20 protein-coding genes and 1 tRNA gene are annotated in these 24,849 nt (G+C 26.9%); 12 read left to right on the top strand and 9 right to left on the bottom strand.

Annotated elements, in window-relative coordinates:
* The first annotated feature begins 155 nt into the window (after window positions 1–155).
* The 10 genes from X275_RS06280 to X275_RS06235 all read left to right on the top strand — a co-directional run bounded on the left by X275_RS06280 (window position 156) and on the right by X275_RS06235 (window position 10,621).
* Window positions 156–230 (top strand) — tRNA-Arg (locus X275_RS06280).
* Window positions 231–343: 113 nt separating this feature from the next.
* Window positions 344–1,168 carry a ribosome biogenesis GTPase YlqF gene (gene ylqF, locus X275_RS06275; RefSeq protein ID WP_047268041.1) on the top strand — a complete coding sequence of 275 codons (825 nt, stop codon included), beginning with the start codon at window positions 344–346 and terminating at the stop codon, window positions 1,166–1,168.
* A gap of 358 nt (window positions 1,169–1,526) precedes the next feature.
* On the top strand, window positions 1,527–2,402 hold the full coding sequence (locus X275_RS06270; RefSeq protein WP_047268040.1) for a hypothetical protein: 876 nt from the start codon (window positions 1,527–1,529) through the stop codon (window positions 2,400–2,402).
* Entirely contained in the window at window positions 2,395–2,667 is a 273-nt protein-coding gene (locus X275_RS06265; RefSeq protein ID WP_047265537.1) for an EscU/YscU/HrcU family type III secretion system export apparatus switch protein, read from the top strand. The genes X275_RS06270 and X275_RS06265 overlap by 8 nt, the downstream gene beginning before the upstream one ends.
* Window positions 2,658–4,427 carry a tetratricopeptide repeat protein gene (locus tag X275_RS11105; RefSeq protein ID WP_052913695.1) on the top strand — a complete coding sequence of 590 codons (1,770 nt, stop codon included), beginning with the start codon at window positions 2,658–2,660 and terminating at the stop codon, window positions 4,425–4,427. Before X275_RS06265 ends, X275_RS11105 begins: the two co-directional genes overlap by 10 nt.
* A 42-nt stretch (window positions 4,428–4,469) precedes the next feature.
* Window positions 4,470–5,552 (top strand): hypothetical protein, encoded by a 1,083-nt coding sequence (locus X275_RS06255; RefSeq protein WP_047268039.1) that lies wholly within the window; start codon window positions 4,470–4,472, stop codon window positions 5,550–5,552.
* A 277-nt stretch (window positions 5,553–5,829) separates the two neighbouring features.
* Window positions 5,830–8,253 carry a fibronectin type III domain-containing protein gene (locus X275_RS06250; protein ID WP_047268038.1) on the top strand — a complete coding sequence of 808 codons (2,424 nt, stop codon included), beginning with the start codon at window positions 5,830–5,832 and terminating at the stop codon, window positions 8,251–8,253.
* A gap of 247 nt (window positions 8,254–8,500) precedes the next feature.
* Window positions 8,501–9,424, top strand: a complete 924-nt coding sequence (locus tag X275_RS06245; RefSeq protein WP_047268037.1) for a nucleoside hydrolase — start codon at window positions 8,501–8,503, stop codon at window positions 9,422–9,424.
* An 88-nt stretch (window positions 9,425–9,512) separates the two neighbouring features.
* The gene (locus tag X275_RS06240) at window positions 9,513–9,695 is read left to right on the top strand and encodes a hypothetical protein (protein ID WP_047268036.1); all 183 of its coding nucleotides are present in this window, start codon (window positions 9,513–9,515) and stop codon (window positions 9,693–9,695) included.
* A gap of 134 nt (window positions 9,696–9,829) precedes the next feature.
* A complete protein-coding gene (locus X275_RS06235; protein ID WP_047268035.1) occupies window positions 9,830–10,621 on the top strand; it encodes an energy-coupling factor transporter transmembrane component T family protein in 792 nt (263 codons plus the stop codon).
* Between the two features lie 9 nt (window positions 10,622–10,630).
* Here X275_RS06235 and X275_RS11100 read toward each other — a convergent pair whose 3' ends face one another.
* From X275_RS11100 to X275_RS06190, 9 genes are all read right to left on the bottom strand, one after another.
* Window positions 10,631–12,832 carry an AAA family ATPase gene (locus tag X275_RS11100; RefSeq protein WP_052913693.1) on the bottom strand — a complete coding sequence of 734 codons (2,202 nt, stop codon included), beginning with the start codon at window positions 12,830–12,832 and terminating at the stop codon, window positions 10,631–10,633.
* A gap of 52 nt (window positions 12,833–12,884) precedes the next feature.
* Window positions 12,885–13,388, bottom strand: coding sequence for a biotin transporter BioY (locus X275_RS06225; protein WP_047268034.1), 504 nt, complete (start codon window positions 13,386–13,388; stop codon window positions 12,885–12,887).
* Window positions 13,389–13,415: 27 nt separating this feature from the next.
* Entirely contained in the window at window positions 13,416–14,339 is a 924-nt protein-coding gene (locus tag X275_RS06220; protein ID WP_047268033.1) for an ABC transporter permease, read from the bottom strand.
* Complete coding sequence (locus X275_RS06215; RefSeq protein WP_047268032.1) at window positions 14,332–15,486, bottom strand: ABC transporter permease; 1,155 nt, start codon at window positions 15,484–15,486, stop codon at window positions 14,332–14,334. Before X275_RS06215 ends, X275_RS06220 begins: the two co-directional genes overlap by 8 nt.
* Window positions 15,483–17,033, bottom strand: coding sequence for an ABC transporter ATP-binding protein (locus X275_RS06210; protein WP_047268031.1), 1,551 nt, complete (start codon window positions 17,031–17,033; stop codon window positions 15,483–15,485). The genes X275_RS06215 and X275_RS06210 overlap by 4 nt, the downstream gene beginning before the upstream one ends.
* A 129-nt stretch (window positions 17,034–17,162) precedes the next feature.
* Complete coding sequence (locus X275_RS06205) at window positions 17,163–18,242, bottom strand: BMP family ABC transporter substrate-binding protein (protein ID WP_047268030.1); 1,080 nt, start codon at window positions 18,240–18,242, stop codon at window positions 17,163–17,165.
* An 88-nt stretch (window positions 18,243–18,330) separates the two neighbouring features.
* Complete coding sequence (gene ade, locus X275_RS06200; RefSeq protein ID WP_047268029.1) at window positions 18,331–20,055, bottom strand: adenine deaminase; 1,725 nt, start codon at window positions 20,053–20,055, stop codon at window positions 18,331–18,333.
* A 32-nt stretch (window positions 20,056–20,087) separates the two neighbouring features.
* The gene (locus X275_RS06195; RefSeq protein WP_047268028.1) at window positions 20,088–22,031 is read right to left on the bottom strand and encodes an ABC transporter permease; all 1,944 of its coding nucleotides are present in this window, start codon (window positions 22,029–22,031) and stop codon (window positions 20,088–20,090) included.
* Window positions 22,028–23,200 carry a sugar ABC transporter substrate-binding protein gene (locus X275_RS06190; RefSeq protein ID WP_047268027.1) on the bottom strand — a complete coding sequence of 391 codons (1,173 nt, stop codon included), beginning with the start codon at window positions 23,198–23,200 and terminating at the stop codon, window positions 22,028–22,030. The genes X275_RS06195 and X275_RS06190 overlap by 4 nt, the downstream gene beginning before the upstream one ends.
* Window positions 23,201–23,266: 66 nt before the next feature.
* On the opposite strand from X275_RS06190, the gene X275_RS06185 reads away from it, so the two are divergent.
* Both X275_RS06185 and X275_RS06180 read left to right on the top strand, forming a co-directional pair.
* A complete protein-coding gene (locus tag X275_RS06185) occupies window positions 23,267–23,827 on the top strand; it encodes a nucleotidyltransferase family protein (RefSeq protein ID WP_047268026.1) in 561 nt (186 codons plus the stop codon).
* A gap of 2 nt (window positions 23,828–23,829) precedes the next feature.
* The gene (locus tag X275_RS06180) at window positions 23,830–24,693 is read left to right on the top strand and encodes a VIT1/CCC1 transporter family protein (protein ID WP_231588290.1); all 864 of its coding nucleotides are present in this window, start codon (window positions 23,830–23,832) and stop codon (window positions 24,691–24,693) included.
* Window positions 24,694–24,849 lie beyond the last annotated feature (156 nt).

Raw genomic sequence — 24,849 nt, 5'->3', positions numbered from 1 at the left:
CCCATATTTTTCACCTTCTGATATTTTATTTCTTTTTTATTATATCATATATTTGCTTTTATGCTTCTTCTTTTTAATTTTATCTTTATATTTTCTTTATTGATTTTACTCATTTTTTTTGTTAAAATACTTATAGTCCTAAAAAAATCAATCTCGCCCTCATAGTTCAACGGATAGAACGGCGGATTCCTAATCCGCAAATGGAGGTTCGATTCCTCCTGGGGGCACCAGTATTAATCCGGGAAGTTCCCGGATTTTTTGTTATTTCTCTTTTTTATAAACTAAAATAGAAGTAAGATTTTTTATAAAAACAAATCAAACACAGAGATAAGAAGGTGAAAAAATGTGGTATCCTGGCCATATAAAAAAAGCAAAAGGAAAAATTAAAACATATTTAAAAACTGTTCAGGGAATACTGGAATTAGTTGATGCAAGAGCTCCTTATGCAAGTAGAGCTTATGAATATGATGACCTGTTTAAAAATAAAGAAAGAATTATTCTTTTTAACAAAATTGACATTGCTGATGAAAGCAAGCTAAAATTCTGGGAAAAATATTATAGAGATAAAGAATATAAAGTTTTAAAAACATCTTTAAAAAAAGTAAGTGTAAGAAGTTTTTTAACAAAAATAGTTTATAAATCGTTTCCAAAAAAGTTTAGCGAATTGAGGGTAATGGTTGCTGGTATACCAAATGTTGGAAAATCAACCTTAATTAATAGTATAAAAGGGAAAAAAGCTTTAAGGGTGGGCAATACCCCAGGAATTACAAGAGGTCTTCAATGGATAAGTGTTAACAATCAATTTATGTTACTCGATACACCAGGTATTTTATATAGTGAAATATACAATAAAAAAATATTATATAAACTTATACTAATAGGTTCAATTAAACCAGAAGAAGATGAAAAAGAATTTGCAATAGAATATGGTTTCAACTTTTTTAAAGAAAAATATCCAGATATAATTAAAAAAGCTTTAAAATCAGATAGTATTCCTGAAGATCATATAAAATTTCTCGAATTATTCGCTAAAAGAAGAAATTTTATTGCTACTGGTAATACTTATGATATTGAAAGAGCTATGAGTACTTTTTTAAAAGAATTATCAGATGGAAAATATGGAAAAGTTGTATACGATTATCCTGAAGATTATGATATTTTAAAGTGAGGGATTTTTTATTCTAAATGGCATTAAATTTTTTAATTTTGGGATTATAAAAGAATTAACAAAAACAAAAAATATAAAAACATTAATTGCCTTAATAGAGGCAATAGATGATGATATTATTCAATTAAAAATAGATAAAAATAAAAGGATAATTATTGAAAATCCAAAATTACCAGAAAACATAAAAGCTGGAGATTATATTAATGTTATCGATGAAAAAAGCAAAAATACTAATATTACACAGGCGAAAGAACTTTTATTTATTATAGAAAATCAAAACATCAGAGAATCTGAAAAAGAATACTCTTTAAAATTTCCTTTATTAAATGAAAATATAGAATTAAAATTAATTGGAAACATGAAAAGTCCACAAATAAAAAATTTTATAACCTGGTTAGGAAAATTTATTAAAAACATTTTTCCAAAGAACTATAATCTCTTAGAAAAATATACTATCACTCCAGACAATAAAAAAAATATTAATAGTGCTAATAATTTTATTAAAACCTTTATAAAAGAAATTGCAAAAAGTATTATAGAAAACAAAAGTTTAAAGATCCCTGATCCTAATGACAGCGCAAAAATCATAAATAAAATGATTGAAAATACAATTATGATAAACAAAGAAAAAGAACCAACAGATATACTCAAAAACATTACAAATGAAAATAATGATCAAATTGTAAAAAATCAAAAAAATGAGCATTTTATAAAATTTGAAAAAAAGGACATAAATTCCTTAAATATAAACGAAAATAATAAAAAAAATGAAAAAAGTAATAAGATTCCACATAAAGCAAAAACAGATGAAAAAGCATATTATATAAAAACACAAAAAAACAAAATATTTCATAAGGCATTGAATGCATATAAAAACTTCTCACAATTTGAATCTATTCAAGAGCCGAACTTCGTATTTTTTCAATTATTTGGAATGCCTATTTTTTTTAATATTAGCGATGAAATAGATTATGAAAAACAACAGCAAAAAAAGATAAAAAGAATAGCTTTTTCTTTTATTTCTAATAAATTTGGTTTGATAAATAGCATTGTATATAAGAAAGACAATTCCATAACAATTAATTTTAATATAGAAAAGAATATTGATGATTTTAAAAATAATATAAATCATTTAATTAATGAAATAGAAAAAGATGGGATTAAAATTAATGCTTTACAAATCAACACTTTAGAAAATACAGAAAAATTAAATAAGAAGGGATTATATGGATAAAAAAGTTGTGGCTATAAAATATGAAGAATTTAAAGATGAGGTTCCAACTGTAATTGCCAAAGGTATAGGAAAAATCGCTGATAAAATCATTGAAATTGCCAAAGAAAATAATATACCTATACTGAAAAATACAAAAACTGTAAATGAATTGTATAGCCTTGATATACCTTCAGACATTCCTGAAGAAATGTATTTTATTGTTGCTAAAATAATTGCATATGTTATGGAACTCAATGAAAAAAGGGAGGAAAAATCATGGGATTAAAATACGCTATTGTCTATTTAGATTTAAAACCAGAATATGCAAAATTATATAATTTGCCTGTAAAAATGCCAATATTAGTAGATGATATGAAAAACATTACAGATAAAAACAAATTACCTCTTAACGTTATTTTAAGAGGATTAGAAGCACAATATGAAATTTCAAAAGATGAATATTATAAAAGTTATCTCGTATATTTTTATTATGAGGCATTTAAAGATGCTTTAAACAAAAATGATTTTGAAAATGCAAACTTATATTTAAATAAAGCAAAGAAATTTGGTGGAGAAGATTATAGATTTAATTTCTATAGATCACTTTTGCTAAAAAAAAGCGAACAAGATGAGTTAGCAGAATTGGAATTAAAAGAATCTATAGTAAAAAATCCAAATTTTTATCTCGGTCATTTTGAACTGGGAAATTTAATGTTTGAAAGAAAAATTTACGAAGAAGCTCTTGAAGCTTATAAAAATGCTTTAGAATTAAATCCTGAATTCATTATTCCTCGTTTAAAAATTGCTGATATATATATTGAAAATGGATTATTTTCTGAAGCAATAGAGGAACTTAATACTATATTAAAAAAAGATCCTGAATTTTCCGCTGCTTATGTAAGATTAGGAATATTATTTAATCAACTACAAAGATTTGAAGATGCTATGAAAATACAGGAAAAAGGCTTGAAAAAAGACCCTGAAAATTATGAATTGCTATATAACATTGCTTATACATATGCAAAACTCGGAAGACATATAGAAGCAACCAAAAAATTAGAAAAGGCTGCAAATATTTACGAAGAAGATTTTATACTTCATGAATTATCTATATCTTATAGAAATATTGGTGAATATATAAAAGCTTATGAAACAGCAAAAAAAGCTTTAGAAATCGCTAAAGAAGAGAATAAAAATCTAATTCTATTATTATTGGTAAAATTATCTGCTATTATTGGAGATATTGAAAGTACCAAAAAATATTATGAAATGTTAAAAAATACAGAATTTGAAATATCTGCAAAAACATTTTATATGTTTTCACTTTTATCCAATGATGAAATAGACATTGCAAAAAAGATATCTATTGAATTAAATAATTATGGAATGTATGGAAATATGCCTTTAATAATAGATAATATTGATTCTTATCTTGATTATTTAGAAAATATTGCTGATAAAAATTATGTGGAATCTTTGATAAATTCTTTTGATGAATATGGTGAAATTGATAAATTAGGATTATACAGAAATTTAAAGAAAAATAATATAGAGATAATGAATCTTATAAAAGAGGATCCAAATGAGGATATTGATGGTATTGAATTATTATTAAATGCCTATTTATTAAGTGGTATAGATTATGGACTTTCCGAAAGAATATCAACACTTTTAACAAAATATATATGGAAAGATGGAAAAGGAATATTGATTTCACGCTTTTTATTGAGATTTTATCAGGATAGAGCATTTGGTAATTTCAGCAGTTTAGATGTTTTTGTTAATGACATAATAGAAGAAATGAAAGATTTACACTTTGAACTAGCTCGGTTCATTTCTGATTATGAATTAAACCTCATAGACTTCGATACGCTCTTAGAGTATTATTTAAACACATTTGAGGATATTATAAAAATAATTTTATCTTATATGCACATAAAACCTTCTATAGCTGAAATTGAAAATGTACATTTTGAAGATATAAAGGTTAAAACATTGCTTTTATGGGCTGCAAAACTTGATGGATTAATAACATTTTTAAAATAAAATTAATATATTGAATAATAGTCTATGTGGGGAGGATATATTATGAAAAAATTTCTAATAGCAATTATTTTTCTTTTATTGCTTGCAGGATGTACATTAAAAGAAGATAAAAAACCGGTTATTCAATTATTAGAACCAACATCAAATTTTGTAGACAGTAGTTTCAATCTGAAATTCAGGATTTCAGATGATATTTATCTGAAAAATTGGGAAATTTCCATTGATAACCAGGTAATAAGCGCTCTAAAATTTGATAGAATTGGTGAAAATGAAATAGAAGTAAGCTCTTTAAATCCATATGAAATTGATAATATTCCAGATGGTAAAACTCTTAATATTGTAATAACTGCAGAAGATAATATTGGTAATAAAACCTCTCTGAAAAAAGAATTAAAAGTAGGGAGAAAACCAGAAATAAAATTATTACCTTCTGAAAGTGTATACGATACTGTTGAAGGAACGTTCAATATTGTAACATATATAAAAGATATTGATGTTGAAAATTACGCTGATATTGCTGATTATAATTTGAGTATTTCAAATAATGATAAGATGATTTATTACACACCTGCTTCTCAATCAATAAAGGATGGAAAACATGATAAAGATGCTACTATAACAACTGATGACTTTAACGCCCAAGACTACATAATTGGAGACACTTTAGATTTATACATATCAGTAACAGATAGAGCATCAAACACTACTACCTATGAAAAAAGCATAAAAATTGGCGGTGAAGCTCCTATAATTAAAATTCTCGAACCTAATAAATATTCAACCGCATCAACCACTTTAACTCTTATTGCCGAAATTACAGATGATGTCGAAATAAAAGATATTAAATTAATGGTAAACAACGAAGATAAAACTGTTGAAAGTAATTTTTATATAGATTCAATTGATTCAACTAAATTAACTATAGATGAATTTAAAAGTCATTCATATATAAAAAAGGCTTATATAAAAAATGATAAAATTGAATTGCCTTTAAATGAGAGTATAATTGAAATTAAAGCTGAAGATCGTGCAGGAAATACTATATCCAGAGGATTCAAAATTACAATATCTACTGAAAACATAAATTCACCAACAAAATCATTTAAAATAATAAAAGTGTGGTGATACCATCAAAAAGTTTATTAATATATTTATTTTCCTTTTTATAACATTTATATCATTTTCAAATATAAATTTTACTTCTGTTTATCCGGAAAACAATCAGGAAAACATCTCACCAACATCATTAATTTTAAAATGGACTACAAGTAGTGATAAAAAATTAATATATGATATATATTTAGGGGAGACAAAAACTCCCCGCTTATATGTTTCTAACCTCCCAACAAATATATATCTTGTAAAGATTTTAAAACCTGCAACTATATATTATTGGAAAATTGTGGCAAAAGATGGAAATAATACATATGAAAGTCCTATCTGGTCATTTAAAACACGCAATTTCAATAATGGTGAACAAATCTGGATATCGCTAATAGAAAAAAGCAAAAAGCTTTTATATTTTAATAATACACTTTTTAATTTATACACAAATGTTATCGAAGCTTATGATGATGATAAAAAATTGATTTATACAATTAATGATGAATATCTTGACATATCGATAGATAATAAATATATATATTTATTATCAAAGAATAAAATAAAATTGTATAATATAAAAGAAGGTTTATATGAAAAATCCATAGAAATTTCTCAAAACTATGAAAAAATAAAAACTATAAATAATTATATTCTTCTTTATTCAAAAAATTTGCTTGAAATATATAGGAATTTTGAAAAAGTAATCAATTTGAATTTTGACGAAAAAATCAAAAACATATATCCTTTTAAAAATGCAATAGTCATAAATACAACAAACAGAATTTTAATAATAAACTATTCTGGAAAAATTTTGAAAGATTTTAAATTATCTGCTAATATTCTTGATTTAAACGAATACTACATGTTATTAAGAATAAGTAATATCTTATACCTGTTTTCCTATAATAATCAAATGATAAAGATTTCTGAAAATTTTAGAAATGCCTTCCTCCACAATGGAAAAATTTATATAATAAAAAATACTGAGGTTATTATTCAGGATATTAAAAATTTAAATAAAAAAATTGTGTTGAATATAGATAATCCCGACCATATATTATTGACAAAAAACGGATTAATAGTTTTTGGAAACGATATATTATATTCCACTGACTTAAATGGAAATATAATATGGAAGAAGTTTTTTAAAAATATGAAAATTATGGATATTGTAGTAACAAACCATAATTCCTTTATTTTTACAATAATTGATGAAACTGGAAATAAAATAGTAGAAATTTTTGATAGCGATATTCAACAAATGGAAAAAAAAGATAATGAATTTATATCTTTTAAAATTATAAAAGATAATTTTAATATTAATAATAATATACAATCTGCATTACCAACCCCTGTAATAATAAATCCACAATTTGATAAAAAAATACAGGATTTTACCGTTTCTTTAAAATGGACATTACCAGAATATGAAAGTACAACAGTTACATTTGAAATTCAGTTAAAAGAAATAAGCAGTGGTTTGTTAAAAAACAAAAAGATAAGCAATATAAAACATAATGAATTAGTTATATCCTTAGAGCCGAATACTAAATATATATGGAGAGTTACTGCAAAAGATAAAAAACAAATAAAAACTTCTGATTGGTCCTCATTTTCAACCGACTCACTTAATTTCGTGATAAAACGAATAAAATTACCTGAAAATCAGATGATTTCAAGATTTAAGTTAAAAGATAATATAATATATTTTACAGGTTATACTATAAATTCAAATAAAGTTTTAGAGTTATTATATGGTTCTATCATGACAAATTTTTCAAATTTGCGTGCCTGGAATTTTGGAAACAGCCATGATAAATATGCTACAGCTATAGATTTAACAAATGATAATAATATTATAATTGGTGGATTTTCATCTGAAAAGGATTTGAGGGGTGACATGCTATTATATTCTATTTCACCAGAGGGAAACATAAACTGGGATGTAGTAACTGGTAGCTCAAAAAGAGATTCCATTAACGATTTATATTTTGATAATGGATATATATATACACTTGGAACCGTTGGAACTGATAATATGGTTACAAATATACAATTTTCAAAATTTAACAAAAAAGGATTTAGAATTTGGACAAGGGACTTTGGAGGAGATGAATTTGAATTCGGAAGTAAATTAAAAAGAATAGATAAATATTCATTTCTTTTACTATCAAGTACCAACTCCTTTGGTGATGGCGGATATGACTATTATATAATAAAAACAAATGAATTAGGAAAAAAAATATGGGATTTGACAAGCGGAACACCTAAAAACGATATGGCTTCGGATCTAATTTTAGTATCTAAAAACGAATATATTATTATTGGAACATCTTTTCAGGATACTTTACAACCATTTATAACCAAAATTGATGGAAATGGATTCAAAATTTATGAAAAGAAAATACCTTTTACGAATGATGTCAATTTAATAACTTCAAAAATAAACGGTAGTTATTTTTATTCAATTGGATGGTATAGAGAAAAAAACACCTTAAAAAGAAAGGGTATAATATTAAAATTTGACCTATCTGGTAATTTAAAATGGGCAAAAACTTTTCAGATAAATTCTCAGGACACAATATTTACAGATTTAACAATAAAAGATGATAAAATTTTTATTTCAGGAGTTTCTGAATATCCACAACCTAACAAAAGAGATATCTTTTTAATACAAACCACTGAAAATTATATAATTAATAATTTTAAAAGTGCAAAATAAAACATATAATATAGGTTGTCTAAAAAGTCAAATTCACTCAGACAGCTCGATTGCTTATCCTTAAAATTATTCATTCTCAGCCGTCGCTCAAACAATACATCGTGTATTGTTTCGCTCAAAATTACTTCCATGTAATTTTGACGGCTTTCATTCATAATTTTAAGGGCAATCTTCGAGTCTTCGTTTCATTTGAGACTTTTTAGACCGTGTATATATAATATTATGTCAAAAAAAAGGGGGGAATCGTATGAAAAAAAAGATAATACTTGATTGTGATCCTGGACATGATGATGCTGTAGCTATTTTATTGGCAGGTATTGCAGAAGAAATAGAATTACTTGGAATAGTTGCTGTAGCTGGAAATTCATATTTGAAAAATACTCTAAGAAATGCCTTAATATTAACTGAAATGGCTAATTTAAATGTCCCTGTTTTTAAAGGATCAGATAAACCACTTTTAAGAAAACAAATTGTTGCTCCAGATATACATGGTGAAAGTGGATTAGAAGGAGCCAATTTACCAGAACCATCCAAAATGCCAGAAAATAAAAATTATCTGGAATATATGGCTGAAACTATATCAAATAATCCTGATGAAATTACTTTAGTCGCAGTTGGTCCGTTAACAAATATAGCAAAATTTGCTTTAAATTATCCAGATTTAGTACCTCTGGTAAAAGAATTAATAATTATGGGTGGCGGAATAGAATTTGGAAATGTTACACCAAGAGCTGAGTTTAATATATATGCCGATCCAGAAGCTGCTCAAATAGTGTTTAATGCAGGTTTTAATCTAACAGTATTTCCTCTTGATGTAACTCATAAAGCGAAAATATATATGGGTGAAATAAAAGAGATTCAAAAAATGTCATCTGAAATAGTCTCAAAAATGGGAATTTTATTGGAATTTTTTCATCAAACGTATTATGATGTATTTAAAATAAAAGGTGCACCTTTGCATGATCCATGTACTATTGCATATTTAATTAATCCTGATATATTTGACTTTGAAGAATATTATGCGCAGGTCGAAACTAAAGGAGAATTAACATATGGAGAGACCGTTGTTGATTATTGGCATTTAAAAGAACCAAACTCTAAATGGGCACTGGATATAAATAGAGAAAAATTTATTAAATTATTGTTTGAAAATTTAAAAAAATATAATTAATTGACATTTTTGAAAATAAATGGTAAAATTTAAATGAAGGTGAGTATTTATTTAAATGATTTTTTTCACAATACGAAGGGGGGATATTATGAGTGAATTAAAAAAGTTATTAGAAAGGAAAAAATTTTTAGAAGGGGAAAAAGAGGCTATTAAAAAGTATATGGGACATGATGAACATGATAAAAATCTTGAAAAAGAATGGGAAGCAATAAACAACGAACTAAAAGAAATTGAATTAAAATTAGAAGAATTAAAAGCCAAAGAAAATTAATGATGTGGGGTGAAAACTCCACATTTTTTATTATAAAAATATAAGCGTTCGAAAATGTTAACATAAAGAATTCAATATGAATAAAAATAGATAGTATAATTGTTATAGTAAACTTATTTATTAGGTGGTGTAATATGTTTGCAGAAAATATTGCTATAGGTCGATATGTTGAAAAAAACTCTATTATGCACTCTTTAGATCCAAGAGCCAAATTAATAGGATTATTCTTTTTAGCAGGCTTTGCATTTACAATAAATAGTTTTTATGATGTTACTTTAATGTCTTTTTATACCTTATTGCTTATGTTATTATCAAAAATTGAATTAAAAATGTACGGAAAATCCATAAAATCCATGTGGATGCTTATACTTTTTGCATTTATAGTACAACTATTCAATTATGATGGTAATGTAATTTATCAATTATGGTTTATAAAAATTACAGATAAAGGATTAGCAAATGCTTCAATTATTACATTTAGACTGTTTTTTGCTATTATGTTATCCTCGGTTTTAACCTTGACAACATCTCCAACATCTCTTGCAAATGCTATGGAAGATGTGTTAATTTGGTTTAGAGTTAAAAGATCTTTTGCTCATGAATTATCTATGGTTATGACTATTGCTATAAGATTTATACCAGTTATGGCCAGTGAAGCAGAAAGAATTTTTAAGGCACAGATGAGTAGAGGAGCTAATTTTGATTCGAGAAAAATATCTGGAAGGTTAAAAGGTTTGGTTGCTATAATAATTCCTTTGCTCGTTTCTGCATTAAGAAGAGCTGATGAACTGAGTATTGCAATGGAAGCTCGTTGTTATAATGGCTGGGAAGGGCGAACTCGATATAAAGAATTTCAATGGTCGTTCAAAGATACAGTATTCTTTATATCATTTGTTAGTCTTGGAATTATAATGATTATAATATAATGATAAATATCAAAAGTTTATATCATATTTTATAAATTTCTTTTTTTCAAAAACTGCTTTTTTAGCAAGCTCATCTGCTAAATTATTGAATTTATCTCCTGAGTGAGCCTGAACTTTTTTAAAATTAATATCGATATATTTTTTATAATATTCAAATTTTTCTTTATAAAATTTCGTTAATTCTGTATTTGTTTTCCATAATCCAAGAGCCCAATTTGCTATTCCTGAATAATCATAATATATTTCCAGACATTTTATATTTTCATTTTTTGCATATTCAAATAATAATAATGTTGCTATTATTTCACCAGCAACATTTCTATATTTTAAATATTTTTCTCCATATGTATAATATTCTTCTATATTGCTATCTTTCTTAATAATAACTATACCAGCACCATATCTTTTTAATGTATTATCATAGCTTCCATCCACATAAGCTTTTATACATCTATTATTATCTTTATTATCTTTAATTTTTCTTTCTGCTTTTATTTGATTTTTTGAAAATAAAGACAAAAATTCCTGTATTTTTTCTGCAGATGTGCTTTCCATAACTTTGATTTTTGTTACTTCAAAATTTTTATTATAGTATAGCTGAACTTTTAGATAATCTTTATCTTTTTTAAGAAAATATATTTCCTGATATTGAAAATGCTGATTACCTATAATCTGAAAATCTTTTCTGGATACAATATTCAAAAATTCATTATATACTTTTTTTAAGTTGCTATCCGGAAAAATTAAATTATATGATATTTTGATATTATTTTTTATAGTAAAATTATAATTTACTTCTACATTTTCAAATATTGTTGATTTTATTGGTATGTTTTTAATAAATACAATTTTTTTTGCTCTTGTTATTGATGTATATAACCATTTAAAATACTCTTTCGATTTATAATTACCGTAATATTTTGCATCAATAAATACATTATCCCATTCTCCACCTTGTGCTTTGTGAGCTGTAACGGCATATCCGTATTTTACATGTAATGCATTAAATGTTCTATTTCCCTTTATTTTTTCTAATAATTCTTCTTCAAAATATATATCAAAATTTTCTTTAATTTCTTTAATTGCATAAACATATAATGCCTGATAAGATAAATCATCTATATCTGTTTTTTCAGAAAATAAGGAATTTGAAAAAATTCTACAATCTATGTTTTCTTTATTTTCTATATTTTCAAGTATAACATCATGAAATTCTACTGGAATAGCTTTTTCATTTTTTATATATACAAAATCTTTAATATGATTATATATCTCTTTTACTTTAAAAAATTCCCCATTAAATATAGGTTTATTAAAATACTTTGAATTTTTAGTATTAATCAGAATATCTCCTACTTCTAAAATTTCTTTGTATCCATAGTTTTTTCGTATTTTTTTATTATATTCCAATGCAATTTTGTTCGTTGAACAAATAATTATATTTTTTGCTAGATTAAAATAATCATATGTTTCAAGAAAGTTAGTTTTTTCAATAAAATCATCGGAATAATCAAATTTTATTTCAAGAAAATCTTTTGCTTTTATTTTTTCCTTAAGTTTATTTGCATTCTTTAATATATAACTATCTTCTTTTTGTCTTATGATATCTTCAAGATATATTTTATCACCTTTTAAATCAAAATTATTTTCAATATAATATTTATTCAATGCTGGAGATATTTTTGAACCAATTGGTGGCAATTGGTTTTCATCACCAAGGAAAATAATTTTATTGTTATATCCTATTCTAAAAACATATGTAATTAAGTCAGATAATAATTTTCCACTACCAAAAACTAAATTTTCATTAAATATGTCTATATCAGAAATCATAGAACTTTCATCAATAATAAAAATGGTATCTTTTATTTGATAATTTTTAATTTCAAAAAAAACTTTAAATTCATTATTTTCCACACTTACTTTTTCATACATAAAATCATAAATTTCGCTGTGAACTGTTTTTGCATTAAATGAAGATTTTTGAGATATTATGTTTGCTGCTCTTCCAGTTGGTGCAAGGAAAATAAAATTTTTATTTTTTCTTTTTAAATATCCAGCAAATTTCGAAATTAAAAATGTTTTTCCTGTTCCAGCACTACCCTGGATTATTAAAAAATCTTCTGTATTATATAAAAATTTATCCAATTGATTTGCAGCATTTTTTTGATCTCTTGTTAGGTTTATATTATATAAAAAATCTAAAAACATAATATCCTCCTGATAGCAACTATTAACATTAATCAGGACAGTAATGTCCTGATTAATGCTTTAAAATATTGATTTCATATTTTTGAGTTAATTTGTATGTATAATATGCAAGTATTACTTTTATAATATCAAAAGTTATAAATGGTAAAAATCCTATTTTAATAGCTTTTACAAATGAAATATTTAAATTCATCATTAATCCTGAAATTCCTGATATATAAATTATTAAAATTGCTAGAAAACCTTTTATTATATTTTCAAAAGGAAAGTTGGATATAAATGTTGCCAATAGAAAACCTATTATATATCCACCAGTTGGACCTAATATAACAGATATTCCCCCACTAAACCCAGCAAAAACAGGCAATCCTAAAGTACCAAGTAAAATATAAATCAATACAGGCTTCCACGCATCTTTTTTAAGAAAATATATTGTTAAGATTATGCCAAATACCTGTAATGTAAACGGTACCCCAAATGGTGTTGGTACTTTAATCCATGATGTTACTATTAAAAATGCTGTAAATAATCCCAGAAGTGATATTTTCCCTTTCATATTTTCCTCCTTTATCGGGATAACATTTTATAATTCTTTATTCCTTTTACTTTTTGTTTTACTCCATGCATAAAAAGCAAGCGCTCCTACCGTAATTATAAACGGCATTGATTGAGTTACCTCATATGGAATATCAAGGAATTGTAATGAAAATGATAACGCTTCTGAGAAACCAAATAACAACGAACCCAAAGCAACACCATATGCTGATGTCCCTCCCAAAGCCTGAGCAGCAAGCGCTATAAAACCTCTACCTGATGTCATGTCTCTGGCAAACCACGAGACATATCCCATAGATAAAAATATACCTCCAAGACTTGCGAGCATACCACTAATAATTAAAGCTATATATTGTGTTTTGAAAACAGATATTCCAACAGAACGTGCAGCATCTGGAGATTCTCCAACAGATCTAATCCTTAAACCCAATGGAGTTTTATATAACATATACTGTATTAAAAATACTAAAATTATAGCAACATACGTCAATATATGATGACCACTTAAAATATCTCCTAATATTGGTATATTTTTTATTATAGGTATATCAATATTCGGCAAAACCAATGATTTTAAAGAAGCTGATGATCCTTTATCTCCGGTTAATAGATATAATGCATATATTGTTCCACCACTCGCAAATATATTTAAAGCTATTGCAGCCATTATAATATCCGTTTTTAATTTTAAAGAAAAATAGGCTAAGATGGATGACATTATTATACCTGTTAGCAATGCTCCTATTACGGAAAGCCATAAGCTCTGCGTAAATCCACTTATTATAACACCAACAAATGCCGAAAACAACATGGTTCCTTCAAGTGCAATATTAGGCGTTCCAGCCAATTCAGCAACAAGAGCCCCTAAAGCTGCTAATAAAACAGGGGTTGTAACTCTTATTCCAGAAGATATAAAATCCCATGATAATATTGAACTTAATACGCTATTCATGTATCTCACCACCAGTTATTACTTCTTCACTTTTTTTGGCTTCTTTCTCTATTGCTTTCTGTCTCATTTGAGATAAAAATGCTTCTGCTGTTACCAATAAAATTATAGTTGCTTGTAAAATAGATACCATTTCTGGAGGTATATTCGTATATCTTCCCATTGTTTTAGCCCCAACTCTTATATATGAAAGAAATAATGCCGCAAATGGAACATATATTGGATTGTTCCTTGCAAGTGTTGCTATAATTATTCCATCCCAACCATAACCTGGGGAATATAACCACACGAATCTTCCATAATATCCTAATAATTCTATTATTCCAGCGGTACCAGCAATAGCTCCACTTAATAAATGAACCTGAAAAAATGTCTTTTGTGTATTTATTCCTGAATAATGTGCAAAGTACTTATTGTTTCCAACTAATCTAACCTTATATCCCCACGTTGTTTTTTTCATAATAAACCATAAAGCTATACTCATTACAATTGCTATTATTATTCCACTATGCCATCTGTATCTGGTATTTAATAGAAATAAAGACGCCGAATCAGAAAATTTTAATGATACCAACTGACCTGCGTTTGGATCTCTTAAAAATGTTTTTATTATAAATAACCCCATATAAAGAGCTACATAATTAAGCATTAATGAGGTAACAACTTCAGAAGCATTCCATTTGGATTTTAAATACCCCGGAATTGCTGACCATCCTGCACCTACTAATGAAGCTATAAGAATTACAATTATAGGTGTGATTATTGGAATAGACGGAAAATATATTGCTGCTCCTGTAGCGATAGCTGCTCCAAGAAACAATTGTCCTTCTGCACCAATGTTAAAATGTTTCGCAGTAAATACCAGCGAAACTGCAAGCCCTGTTATAATTATAGGAACACTTTCATTCATCCATTGAATAAAACCTCTTAGATTAAATATCCAATTTCCGCGTCTATACTTCAGTACAGGTGACAATAAAAATGTTTGGAAGGCTTTATTTGCATCTTTAATAGCTGTTTTTAATTTTTCAAAAAATGCTATATCTCCTTTTGGAAAAGCTGAGATTAAAATTAATATATATCCTAGCGCTAACGCTATAGCTATAGCTATTAATGTTCTGTAAATTTCATATCTTTTTGTCGACTTCATATTAAATCACCCATTTCTTCTTTTGACATTTTCTTTATTCCAAGCATATATTCACCAAGTATATTTTCATTTATTTGAGAAATATCCTCAAAATGAGCTACGAATTCACCATGATATATTACAAGTATTCTATCAGAAACTTCTAATAATTCTGTTAAATCCGAAGAAATTAATAGAACAGCTACATTATTATCTCTTTCCTTTACAAGACGTCTTCTTATAAAATCAGCTGCTGCAATATCTATACCTCTTGTTGGTTGATCAGCAACTATTATTTTGGAATTTGATGTAAATTCTCTTGCAACAACTACTTTTTGAATATTACCACCTGACAGCATTTTTACAGCTGTTTTAGGCCCATCTGTTCTAATATCAAATTCATCTATCATTTTTCTTGCAAATTCTGTTATTTTATTATATCTTAATACACCTTTTTTAGAAAATGGTTCTTTTTCAAATCTGTCACTAATTAAATTTTCCTCAATTGTATCTTCTTTTGATACACCATATATCATTCTATCCGCAGGAATAAAACTCATGCCAACTTTCCTGAATTCATGTGGATTATTTGCATTCATCATACTTTTTTCAAAAATAAATATTTCACCTTCTTCAGGTTTATCCATTCCTGTAATAATATCTACCAATTCAGTTTGTCCATTTCCTTCAACACCAGCTATTCCAAGTATTTCGCCTTCTCTTAATTTCAAATTAATACCTTTTAACATCTTTACTCCATCAAATCTCGTGTATTCTATATTTTTTGCTTCCAATACTATTCTTCCTGGTTTTGAGGGTGTTTTTTCTATACTTATATCAACGTCTCTTCCTACCATCATTCTTGACATATCCTTTTCAGTTATATCCTTTACTTCTGCCTCACCAATGGTTCTACCTCTTCTTAAAACTGTTATTCTATCCGCAATTTCCTTCACTTCATTTAATTTATGCGTAATAAATATAACAGTTTTTCCAGCCTTTGTTAGATTTTTCAGTGCTTTAAATAATTCTACCGTTTCCTGTGGAGTTAAAACAGCTGTTGGTTCATCTAAAATTATTAAATCTGCTCCTCTTACAAGCGTTTTTATTATTTCCACTCTTTGTTTCATACCAACACTTATATCTTTTACCTTTTCCATCAATGGAACAGGTAAGCCATATTTATTCATTTCATTTTTTACAAATTCAATAGATTTTTTTAAATCTATTGAAAAACCTTTTCGTGGTTCCATTCCAAGAACAACATTTTCAACAACAGTTAGTGATGGAACAAGCATAAAATGCTGATGAACCATTCCTATTTTCAATTCTATAGCTTTGTCTGGCGAATTAATATGCACCAATTCGCCATTATAATAAATTTCTCCCTCGGTTGGTTTTTCAAAACCAAATAAAATTTTCATCAATGTACTTTTACCAGCACCATTTTCGCCAAGCAAAGCATGAATCTCGCCTTTTTTTACTCTTAAATTAACCCCTTTATTTGCCGTAACACCGTTAGGATATACTTTCCATATATTTCTCATCTCAAGTACATATTCACTCATACCTCTCACCTTTCTTAATAAGAATTGATAATTAGATTTTATACAAATATAATCTAAAAAAATATTTGCTTTTAATAAAATAGGGGCTTATTAGCCCCCATCTGTTTATATTATATTTTTCTTTTGTTATTATGGCCTTACAGAATTTCTAATTTTATTTAACTCTTCATTGCTCATTCCATATGCAGTTGGAACTGTGATATCCCCTCTAATAATTGCTAGTTCAATTTCTCTTAATTTTACCAATACCCATGGATCAGATTTCATTACTTCTCTGAAATATTTATTATCAGCTAATCCTATACCTCTTTCTTTTAAACCTAAAGCTTCTACTCTACCCAATGGCATCTTTCCTTCTAAATATAATTTTATCGCTCTAAATAATGAATAATCAACATTTTTCATCATAGATGTTAATGTATGTTTTACTATATCCATATCTTTTTCTTCATATAATAATTGCATATCAGAATCAACACCTATTGACCATCTATTCATTTCCTTAGCAGCAGCTAAAACTCCATTTCCTGTTTCACCAGCAACTGCAAATACAACATCTGCTCCCTGTCTATACATAGATAATGTAAATTCTTTTCCTTTTGCAGGGTCATTCCATGCTCCAACATAAGAAATTAACACTTTCATATCAGGATCAATATATTTTGCACCTTCAATATATCCAACTAAAAAGTCGTTTATAACAGGAATATCCATACCACCAAGAAAACCTATAACCTTTTTATTTGGTACAGAATATTTAAATTTATCTGACTTTGAAACCAATGCAGCCATAGCACCAGCTAAGAAAGAACCTTCATTTTGCTTATAAGTAATAGAATATACATTTTGTAAATTTCCCTGAGAATAATCTACAGCATCATCAAAAATAATATATTTATTTTCTGGATATAATGGAGCTATTCTCTGTAATAATTCAACCATCTGCCATGTTCCAACAATGATTAGATCGTATTCACCTAAATCGGATATATCTTCCAGTGTTGGTTCCCACTCAGAAGGATTATATCCCATCTCTATAATTTTTGTTTCCACTCCCAGCTTTTCTTCAGCCCATTTCATTCCTCTTGCCGCTGAATCAAAGAATGATTTATCTCCCAATGTTCCATTTATCAATAAGGCAACCTTCACCTTACCAAATAAAGTCAAAGATAACACAGCAATTAATAAAACAACTAAAATCTTCTTCATATAAACCCCTCCTTTAAAAAATGAAATAAATCTAAACTTAATATAATTTTACTATAAATCCCCCATTTTTTAAAACGCATAAAAATGATTATTTTACAAATAAATCCACATATTCCTGTTTATTAACATTAACAAGGCCATTATTGGTAATTTTTAACGTTGGTATAACGGCTAATTGTAAAAAGGATAATGTCATAAATGTTGCATCTATTCCACCGAGTTCTCGCATTTTCTCTTCCAGAAATTCCAGCTCTTCCACAACTGCCTCTAAATTTTTATCGGTCATTAATCCAGCTATTGGAAGTGACAATCTTGCTAAAATTTTTTCATTTTCAACAACAACCATACCACCATTCATTTTTTCTATCTCTTTTACGGCTATAAACATATCTTTATCATTTGTACCAATAATTCCTATATTATGTGAATCATGCCCCACACTCGTTCCAACAGCTCCACGTTTTATTCCAAAACCTTTGACAAATCCAATTGAAAAATTAGTTCCTGTATGCCTTTCAAAAATTGCAATTTTTATAATATCATTCTTTATGTCAGGAACCACAAAACCATTCTCAACTTCAGGTTCTACAATTATTTCATCGGTTAATAATGATCCTTCATATATCTTAATTACGCGTATTTTTCCTCCTTTATTTTTTACTTTTAAATCATCCACTGAAAATTTTGGTAAAACAACTTTTCCAAATTTTTTTGGTAAATCATTATATACTCCTTCCATTTTATCTACAAAAACACCATCTTTAACTACCATTCTGGAATCTTTAAATACCATTCGTATATTCATTTTTTCTAAATCATCAACAACTATCATATCGGCTTTATATCCCGGAGCTACAGCCCCCATACTTCTCAAATTATAATACCTTGCGGTGTTTATAGTTGCCATTCTTATAGCTATTATAGGATCAATTCCTTTTTCAATACTTTTTCTTACAAGATAATCAATGTCTCCATCTTTTAATATATCAAGAGGTTCTCTATCATCTGTACAAAATGAAAAACTATGATGATTCATTGGATTAACTGCTTCAATTAGAGCATCAAGATTTTTTGCTGCTGTGCCTTCTCTTATAAATACCTGCATACCTTTACTAATCTTTTCCAGCGCTTCTTCTTTGGTTGTACATTCATGATCAGATCTAATAAATGCATCAATATATGCATTTAATTCCTTACCTCGAACTCCTGGCGCATGCCCATCTATTTTTTTATACATATGTCTGAGAATTTCTATTTTCGTTAATAATTCTGAATCTCTATTTATTACACCTGGAAAATTCATCACTTCACCAAGTGCTATTATTCTATTTGGATATGAATCAACAAATCCTACCATATCTTCAGGCCCCAATCTTGCACCTGATGTTTCCATAGTTGTAGCAGGAACTGCAGAAGGTATGGCTATATATACATTTAAAGGTATTCCTTCTGTAGATTTTATCATATATTCTAATCCATCAAGTCCTAAAACATTTGAAATTTCATGTGGATCTGCAATTACGGTTGTTGTACCTCTTAACAATACAGCTTTAGCAAATTGCCGTGGTGATAGCATGGAACTTTCTATATGCAAATGGGCATTGATAAAACCAGGTAATAAATACATACCTTCTAAATCTATTATTTCTTTTCCATCATCATAATCACCAATTCCTGCTATTCTTTTTCTAAATAAAGCAACATTTGTTTCTTCTATTTCGCCTGTAAAAACATTAACAAGTTTTGCATTTTTCAATAAGACATCTGGCTTCTCTTTCCCAAGTGCCACAGGAATAATATCCTTTATTTTCATATTCACCCTCCCAATCAAATTTTAAAAATTTATTAAAACCTGTCTTTTAAAACTCCATTCATTAGTGGTTTTCTAATAAATATAAATATAATACCCAAAAATATCATATTAAGTATTGATGATGCAGCGAACAAATCCCATTTTGGATATGATGTTCCAAGTTCGCCAATAAATGAATACAGCTTTACCGAAATTGGATAAAGACTATCTTTATTTAATAACATTAAAGCAGGAATAAATCCATTCCATCCTTTCATAAAACCGATTAAAGCTGAAACTAATATAGCTGGAATTGTTAATGGAAAAATTATATAAAAATATGATTTTATTTTTGTAGTATCAAGTATAGCATTTTCTTCCAGTTCCTTTGGTATTTTATCTATGTATCCTTTTATTAAAAAAGTTGCCATTGGTAATGTATGTGTCGTATAAACCAGAGACAAACCAAATAATGAATTTAATAAATTCAGACTTTTAAATACCATAAAAAGCGCAATTATAGAATGTACTCCACCAAGAAAATCCATAAAAATCAATAATGGCAAAACCCAATTCAAACGTTTTTTCGATATGAATAATGCAAGTGGATACGCAAAAACTGGAACCATCAAAGCAGTTAGAGAAGATATTATAATAGTATTTAATAAATTCTTTTCTATGTGAACTTCAGAAAAAATACGTTCGTAATTGTTTATTGTGATTTCCGGTGGAATTAGAGAAACTATAATATCATTGGTATTTGAGATAGAAATTATAAGTATATGATAAAATGGAAGGATTATAATAAAGATTATAATACCTATAAATGCAAATTTTATTATTTTTAAATTGTCAAATCTTTTTATTTGTGGTATAACTGGTGTTTTTTCCTTGAAAATTATCCACATTAATGAAATTACGGGAACAAAATCAAATCCATTCCAAAATCCATTTAATCTAATGCTTATAATCATTATTGTCATATCCAAAAATACAATCACAGCAAATAGGTTTCTTTTCTTCAAAAGAATAAAATATAATGCTGCGGATAATAACAATAAAGGGTTTTTGATGAAAAAGAAAGTTAATACTTTTATTGAAACTATAAATAGAATGAATTTTTTTAAATTAATTGTTCTTCTTGTTAAGAAAATAAAGGCTATAAGCATAACGAAAAACGCAGAAATAATGCTATAAGCTGAAATTATTCCAAAATCAAAGTATGTATTTGAAATGAAATAGTTAAAAACTCCCATAGTAGTAGTTATACCAACAATACTATGGCTGGTAAGACCGTCAAACAAAGGCGGCCCACCAGATGTTAATAAAAACGGAACGGTAAAATCCTTAAAGTGATTTGCAAAAGTAATTAAGAACCATGAAATTATTGTGGGCTTAATATAAGGAATTGTTATGTTTATTAACGTATTTAAAGAATTAGCTCCATCTATTTTCGCAGCAAGATGTAGCTCTTTTGGAACCTCCTGAAATGCTGAAATTAAAACCATAACAACAATAGGTAATTCAAGCCATATACTTACAAAAACTCCCCATCCAAATCCTGCCATTGCATCTGTAAAAAGATTTGTATTCAAATGAAATAGATTTTTTATTAATGAATCAGTACCATAACCATATATTAAAGCTCGCCAAATCAAAACTCCCATATATGAAGGGATAATCCATGGAATCATAATTAAGAAAAATATTAACTTTTTATTCTTTATCTTTTCTTCAATTAAATAAGCCAGTATAATGCCTAAAATTATCACTACAGTAGAAATAATTGAAGACCATAAAAAACTGATTTTAACAGCTATAGATACACCAGAATCATTTAAAACCTTTAAATAATTTTGAATTCCAACATACGCTATATTATCTCCAAATGGAGATAAATATAGCGATGTTTTTAGTAAATATATCATTGGTATTATTAAAATAAATGTAATCAAAATCGCAGCCGGCAATATTAAAATATATGTTTTCCTTTTCATTTCTGATCCATAAAATTCTGTGTTTTTGTAATTATTTCATCAATATTATTATTTGTTGCTAAAATAAGCGTAAGCATTGTTCTAATACCTTTCCAGTATTTCGCCTTAAAGAATGCTGATGTTGGCATTGGCTTTCCAATCTCTACAGATCTATATGCAGTTTTGAAATATTCATCCTTTCCTTTTAAAATATCAAATGCATATTTATTAACCGGAAATTTATATAAATCTTTACAGAAATCTATCTGGGATTTTTTATCTATTATAAATTTTAAAAAGCTTAAAACTTCTTTAGATTTTCTCCCTTTAATTACACTAAAACCCTTATAATCTATAATAGGTGTCATATAATTATTTGCTTCTTCTATATACGGTAAAGGTAAAATTCCAAAAGCTGTATTTGATTTTATAAAATCAGGTATCATAAAACTACCAAAGAAAATCATTCCTATTTTGTTGTTTTTTAATCCGGAAATCAATCCTTGCCTCTCAATTAAATCCGCAGATTTATCCACATTTATAACTTTATTGATAAAATTAATAGCTTTTAAAGTGCTTGAATCATTAACTAAAATTCTACCGTTTGAATATAATCCTTTTTTTCCAAAAGCCCATTGTATTGTTGGGAACCAATATGGAGAATTTGCTCCCCAAGCTAATCCAATATATTTACCATCTTTTTTTATTAAATTCGAAACCTTCAACAAATCTTCAAAGGTATAACTTTCATCTAAATGAATATTATATTCAGATAATATTTTTTTATTATAATAAAGGATTTGCGTATCAAAATAAAACGGAACTCCAAAATAATGGTCATTTTCTTTAAACGCTTCAAATGAATCCTTTATTAAACTATTTTCAAATTCTTTTTTTATCTCATCTAAAGATTCTATTAAATACGCTTCTTTCAACCTTCCTACATCATCATTTTTCAATAAAATTAAATCAGGCAATTCGCCATTACCTTTGAAAGCAGTAAAAATTTTATCTGGAATTCTCTTTTGTTTAATAATATTAACTTTAATATCAGGATATTCTTTTTCAAATTCAATTGCAATGCTTTTAAGTTCATCTATCCCTTCATATTCAAACCATATTGTTATATTTTTTGAAAATATAAATGTGGTTAAAATTATAAAATATATTAAAATAATCTTTCCTTTCATAAAACTCCTCCTTTTTTGTGATATAATCTTAACATATATTATACAGCATAAAGGAGGATTTTTAAAATGAAAATACTGGGAGTTATACTCGCTGCAGGGCTTTCTACAAGATTTAAAGACAATAAGCTTTTATTTGAATATAATGGAAAAGCGTTATTGCAATGGACTATAGACCTTTTAAATAAATTTGATATTGATAAATTAATGATTGTGAATGAAAAATGGGAAAGTATTAAAAAAAATTTTGATTATAATAATTTTAAAATAATAAAAAACCATAACTATAAAAATGGAATTTCTTCATCTGTTAAAGAAGCTATAAAATTTGCTTTAAAATATAATTATGAAAGTGTGCTAATATTTCTTGGAGATATGCCGCTTATTCCAAGAAATATAGTAACAACAATATTGAATACCACATCAGAAAAACCAATTATAGCTCCATATTATAAAGACAAAAAAGGCTTTCCTACATTAATAAAAAGAGCTTTATTTTATGATATTCTAAATATACAGGGCGATTCTGGAATAAAACAGATTATAAAAAATAATCCTGAATTTGTTGAAAAAATAAATGTTGATTATCCCGAAGTTACGGTTGATTTTGATTATAAGTTGGAGGTGTAATTGTGGATGAAAAAATTAAAAATCAATTGATAAATTTCCAAAAAAATGAAATTACAGAATATTATGTTTATTTAAAATTATCCAAAAGGATTAAAGGGAAAAACGGACACGTTTTAGAAGAAATTGCAAAAGATGAATATAAACATTATCAATTAATAAAAAATCATACAAAAATAGAAATTCAACCAAATAAATTTTTTATTTTCTGGTATATTTTACTTTCTTACGTTTTTGGTTTGACTTTTGCTTTAAATGCTATGGAAAAAGGTGAAGAATCCGCCCAAATAAATTATGAGGAAATTAAAAAACATGTGCCTGAATTTGAAAATATAATAGCAGATGAAAACAAGCATGAAAAACAGTTATTGAGTTTAATAGATGAAGAAAAAATACATTATATCAGTTCTATGGTTTTGGGGTTAAATGATGCACTGGTAGAATTAACGGGAACATTGGCTGGTTTAACCTTTGCATTTCAGAATTCCAGACTCGTCGCTTTATCGGGTTTGATTACTGGAATTGCTGCATCATTTTCTATGTCAGCATCGGAATATCTTTCGCAAAAAGCTGATAAAAACTCCAAGAACCCTTTGAAAGCTTCAATTTATACTGGAATTGCATATATTATAACTGTTTTTTTACTCGTTGTTCCTTATTTTATTTTTTCAAATCCATTAATAGCCTTAATTTTTACTATATTTAACGCAATAATTGTTATAGTATTCTTTTCTTTCTTTGTTTCTGTTGTTCAGGAAAAAACATTTAAACATTATTTCTTTGAAATGTTATTTATTAGTTTTAGTGTTATGATCTTATCATTTGTTATTGGTTTAATAGCAAGGCAGTTTTTTAATATAGAAATATAGAAATATATTATAACAAAAACTCCAGGTATATTCCTGGAGTTTTATTTTAATTAACCATTGATGGACTTTTAAAATTAGTTTTTATAAACCAAATGTGTAATTTTATTCCATTTTCTTCTTCTAATATATATTCAAAATCTTTTATTGTATTTGAGT

The organism is Marinitoga sp. 1197 (assembly GCF_001021165.1).
Lineage (GTDB): Bacteria > Thermotogota > Thermotogae > Petrotogales > Petrotogaceae > Marinitoga.
This window is presented reverse-complemented; position numbering and strand designations above follow the sequence as displayed.

What these genes read in the sequence shown, in the direction of transcription:
- X275_RS06220 (WP_047268033.1), bottom strand. Translation starts at nt 14,339, where the DNA reads ATGAATAGCGTATTAAGTTCAATATTATCATGGGATTTTATATCTTCT.
- X275_RS06210 (WP_047268031.1), bottom strand. Translation starts at nt 17,033, where the DNA reads ATGAGTGAATATGTACTTGAGATGAGAAATATATGGAAAGTATATCCT.
- ylqF (WP_047268041.1), top strand. Translation starts at nt 344, where the DNA reads ATGTGGTATCCTGGCCATATAAAAAAAGCAAAAGGAAAAATTAAAACA.
- X275_RS06255 (WP_047268039.1), top strand. Translation starts at nt 4,470, where the DNA reads ATGAAAAAATTTCTAATAGCAATTATTTTTCTTTTATTGCTTGCAGGA.
- X275_RS11100 (WP_052913693.1), bottom strand. Translation starts at nt 12,832, where the DNA reads ATGTTTTTAGATTTTTTATATAATATAAACCTAACAAGAGATCAAAAA.
- X275_RS06265 (WP_047265537.1), top strand. Translation starts at nt 2,395, where the DNA reads ATGGATAAAAAAGTTGTGGCTATAAAATATGAAGAATTTAAAGATGAG.
- X275_RS11105 (WP_052913695.1), top strand. Translation starts at nt 2,658, where the DNA reads ATGGGATTAAAATACGCTATTGTCTATTTAGATTTAAAACCAGAATAT.
- X275_RS06195 (WP_047268028.1), bottom strand. Translation starts at nt 22,031, where the DNA reads ATGAAAAGGAAAACATATATTTTAATATTGCCGGCTGCGATTTTGATT.
- ade (WP_047268029.1), bottom strand. Translation starts at nt 20,055, where the DNA reads ATGAAAATAAAGGATATTATTCCTGTGGCACTTGGGAAAGAGAAGCCA.
- X275_RS06245 (WP_047268037.1), top strand. Translation starts at nt 8,501, where the DNA reads ATGAAAAAAAAGATAATACTTGATTGTGATCCTGGACATGATGATGCT.
- X275_RS06185 (WP_047268026.1), top strand. Translation starts at nt 23,267, where the DNA reads ATGAAAATACTGGGAGTTATACTCGCTGCAGGGCTTTCTACAAGATTT.
- X275_RS06225 (WP_047268034.1), bottom strand. Translation starts at nt 13,388, where the DNA reads ATGAAAGGGAAAATATCACTTCTGGGATTATTTACAGCATTTTTAATA.
- X275_RS06215 (WP_047268032.1), bottom strand. Translation starts at nt 15,486, where the DNA reads ATGAAGTCGACAAAAAGATATGAAATTTACAGAACATTAATAGCTATA.
- X275_RS06270 (WP_047268040.1), top strand. Translation starts at nt 1,527, where the DNA reads ATGAAAAGTCCACAAATAAAAAATTTTATAACCTGGTTAGGAAAATTT.
- X275_RS06240 (WP_047268036.1), top strand. Translation starts at nt 9,513, where the DNA reads ATGAGTGAATTAAAAAAGTTATTAGAAAGGAAAAAATTTTTAGAAGGG.
- X275_RS06235 (WP_047268035.1), top strand. Translation starts at nt 9,830, where the DNA reads ATGTTTGCAGAAAATATTGCTATAGGTCGATATGTTGAAAAAAACTCT.
- X275_RS06190 (WP_047268027.1), bottom strand. Translation starts at nt 23,200, where the DNA reads ATGAAAGGAAAGATTATTTTAATATATTTTATAATTTTAACCACATTT.
- X275_RS06205 (WP_047268030.1), bottom strand. Translation starts at nt 18,242, where the DNA reads ATGAAGAAGATTTTAGTTGTTTTATTAATTGCTGTGTTATCTTTGACT.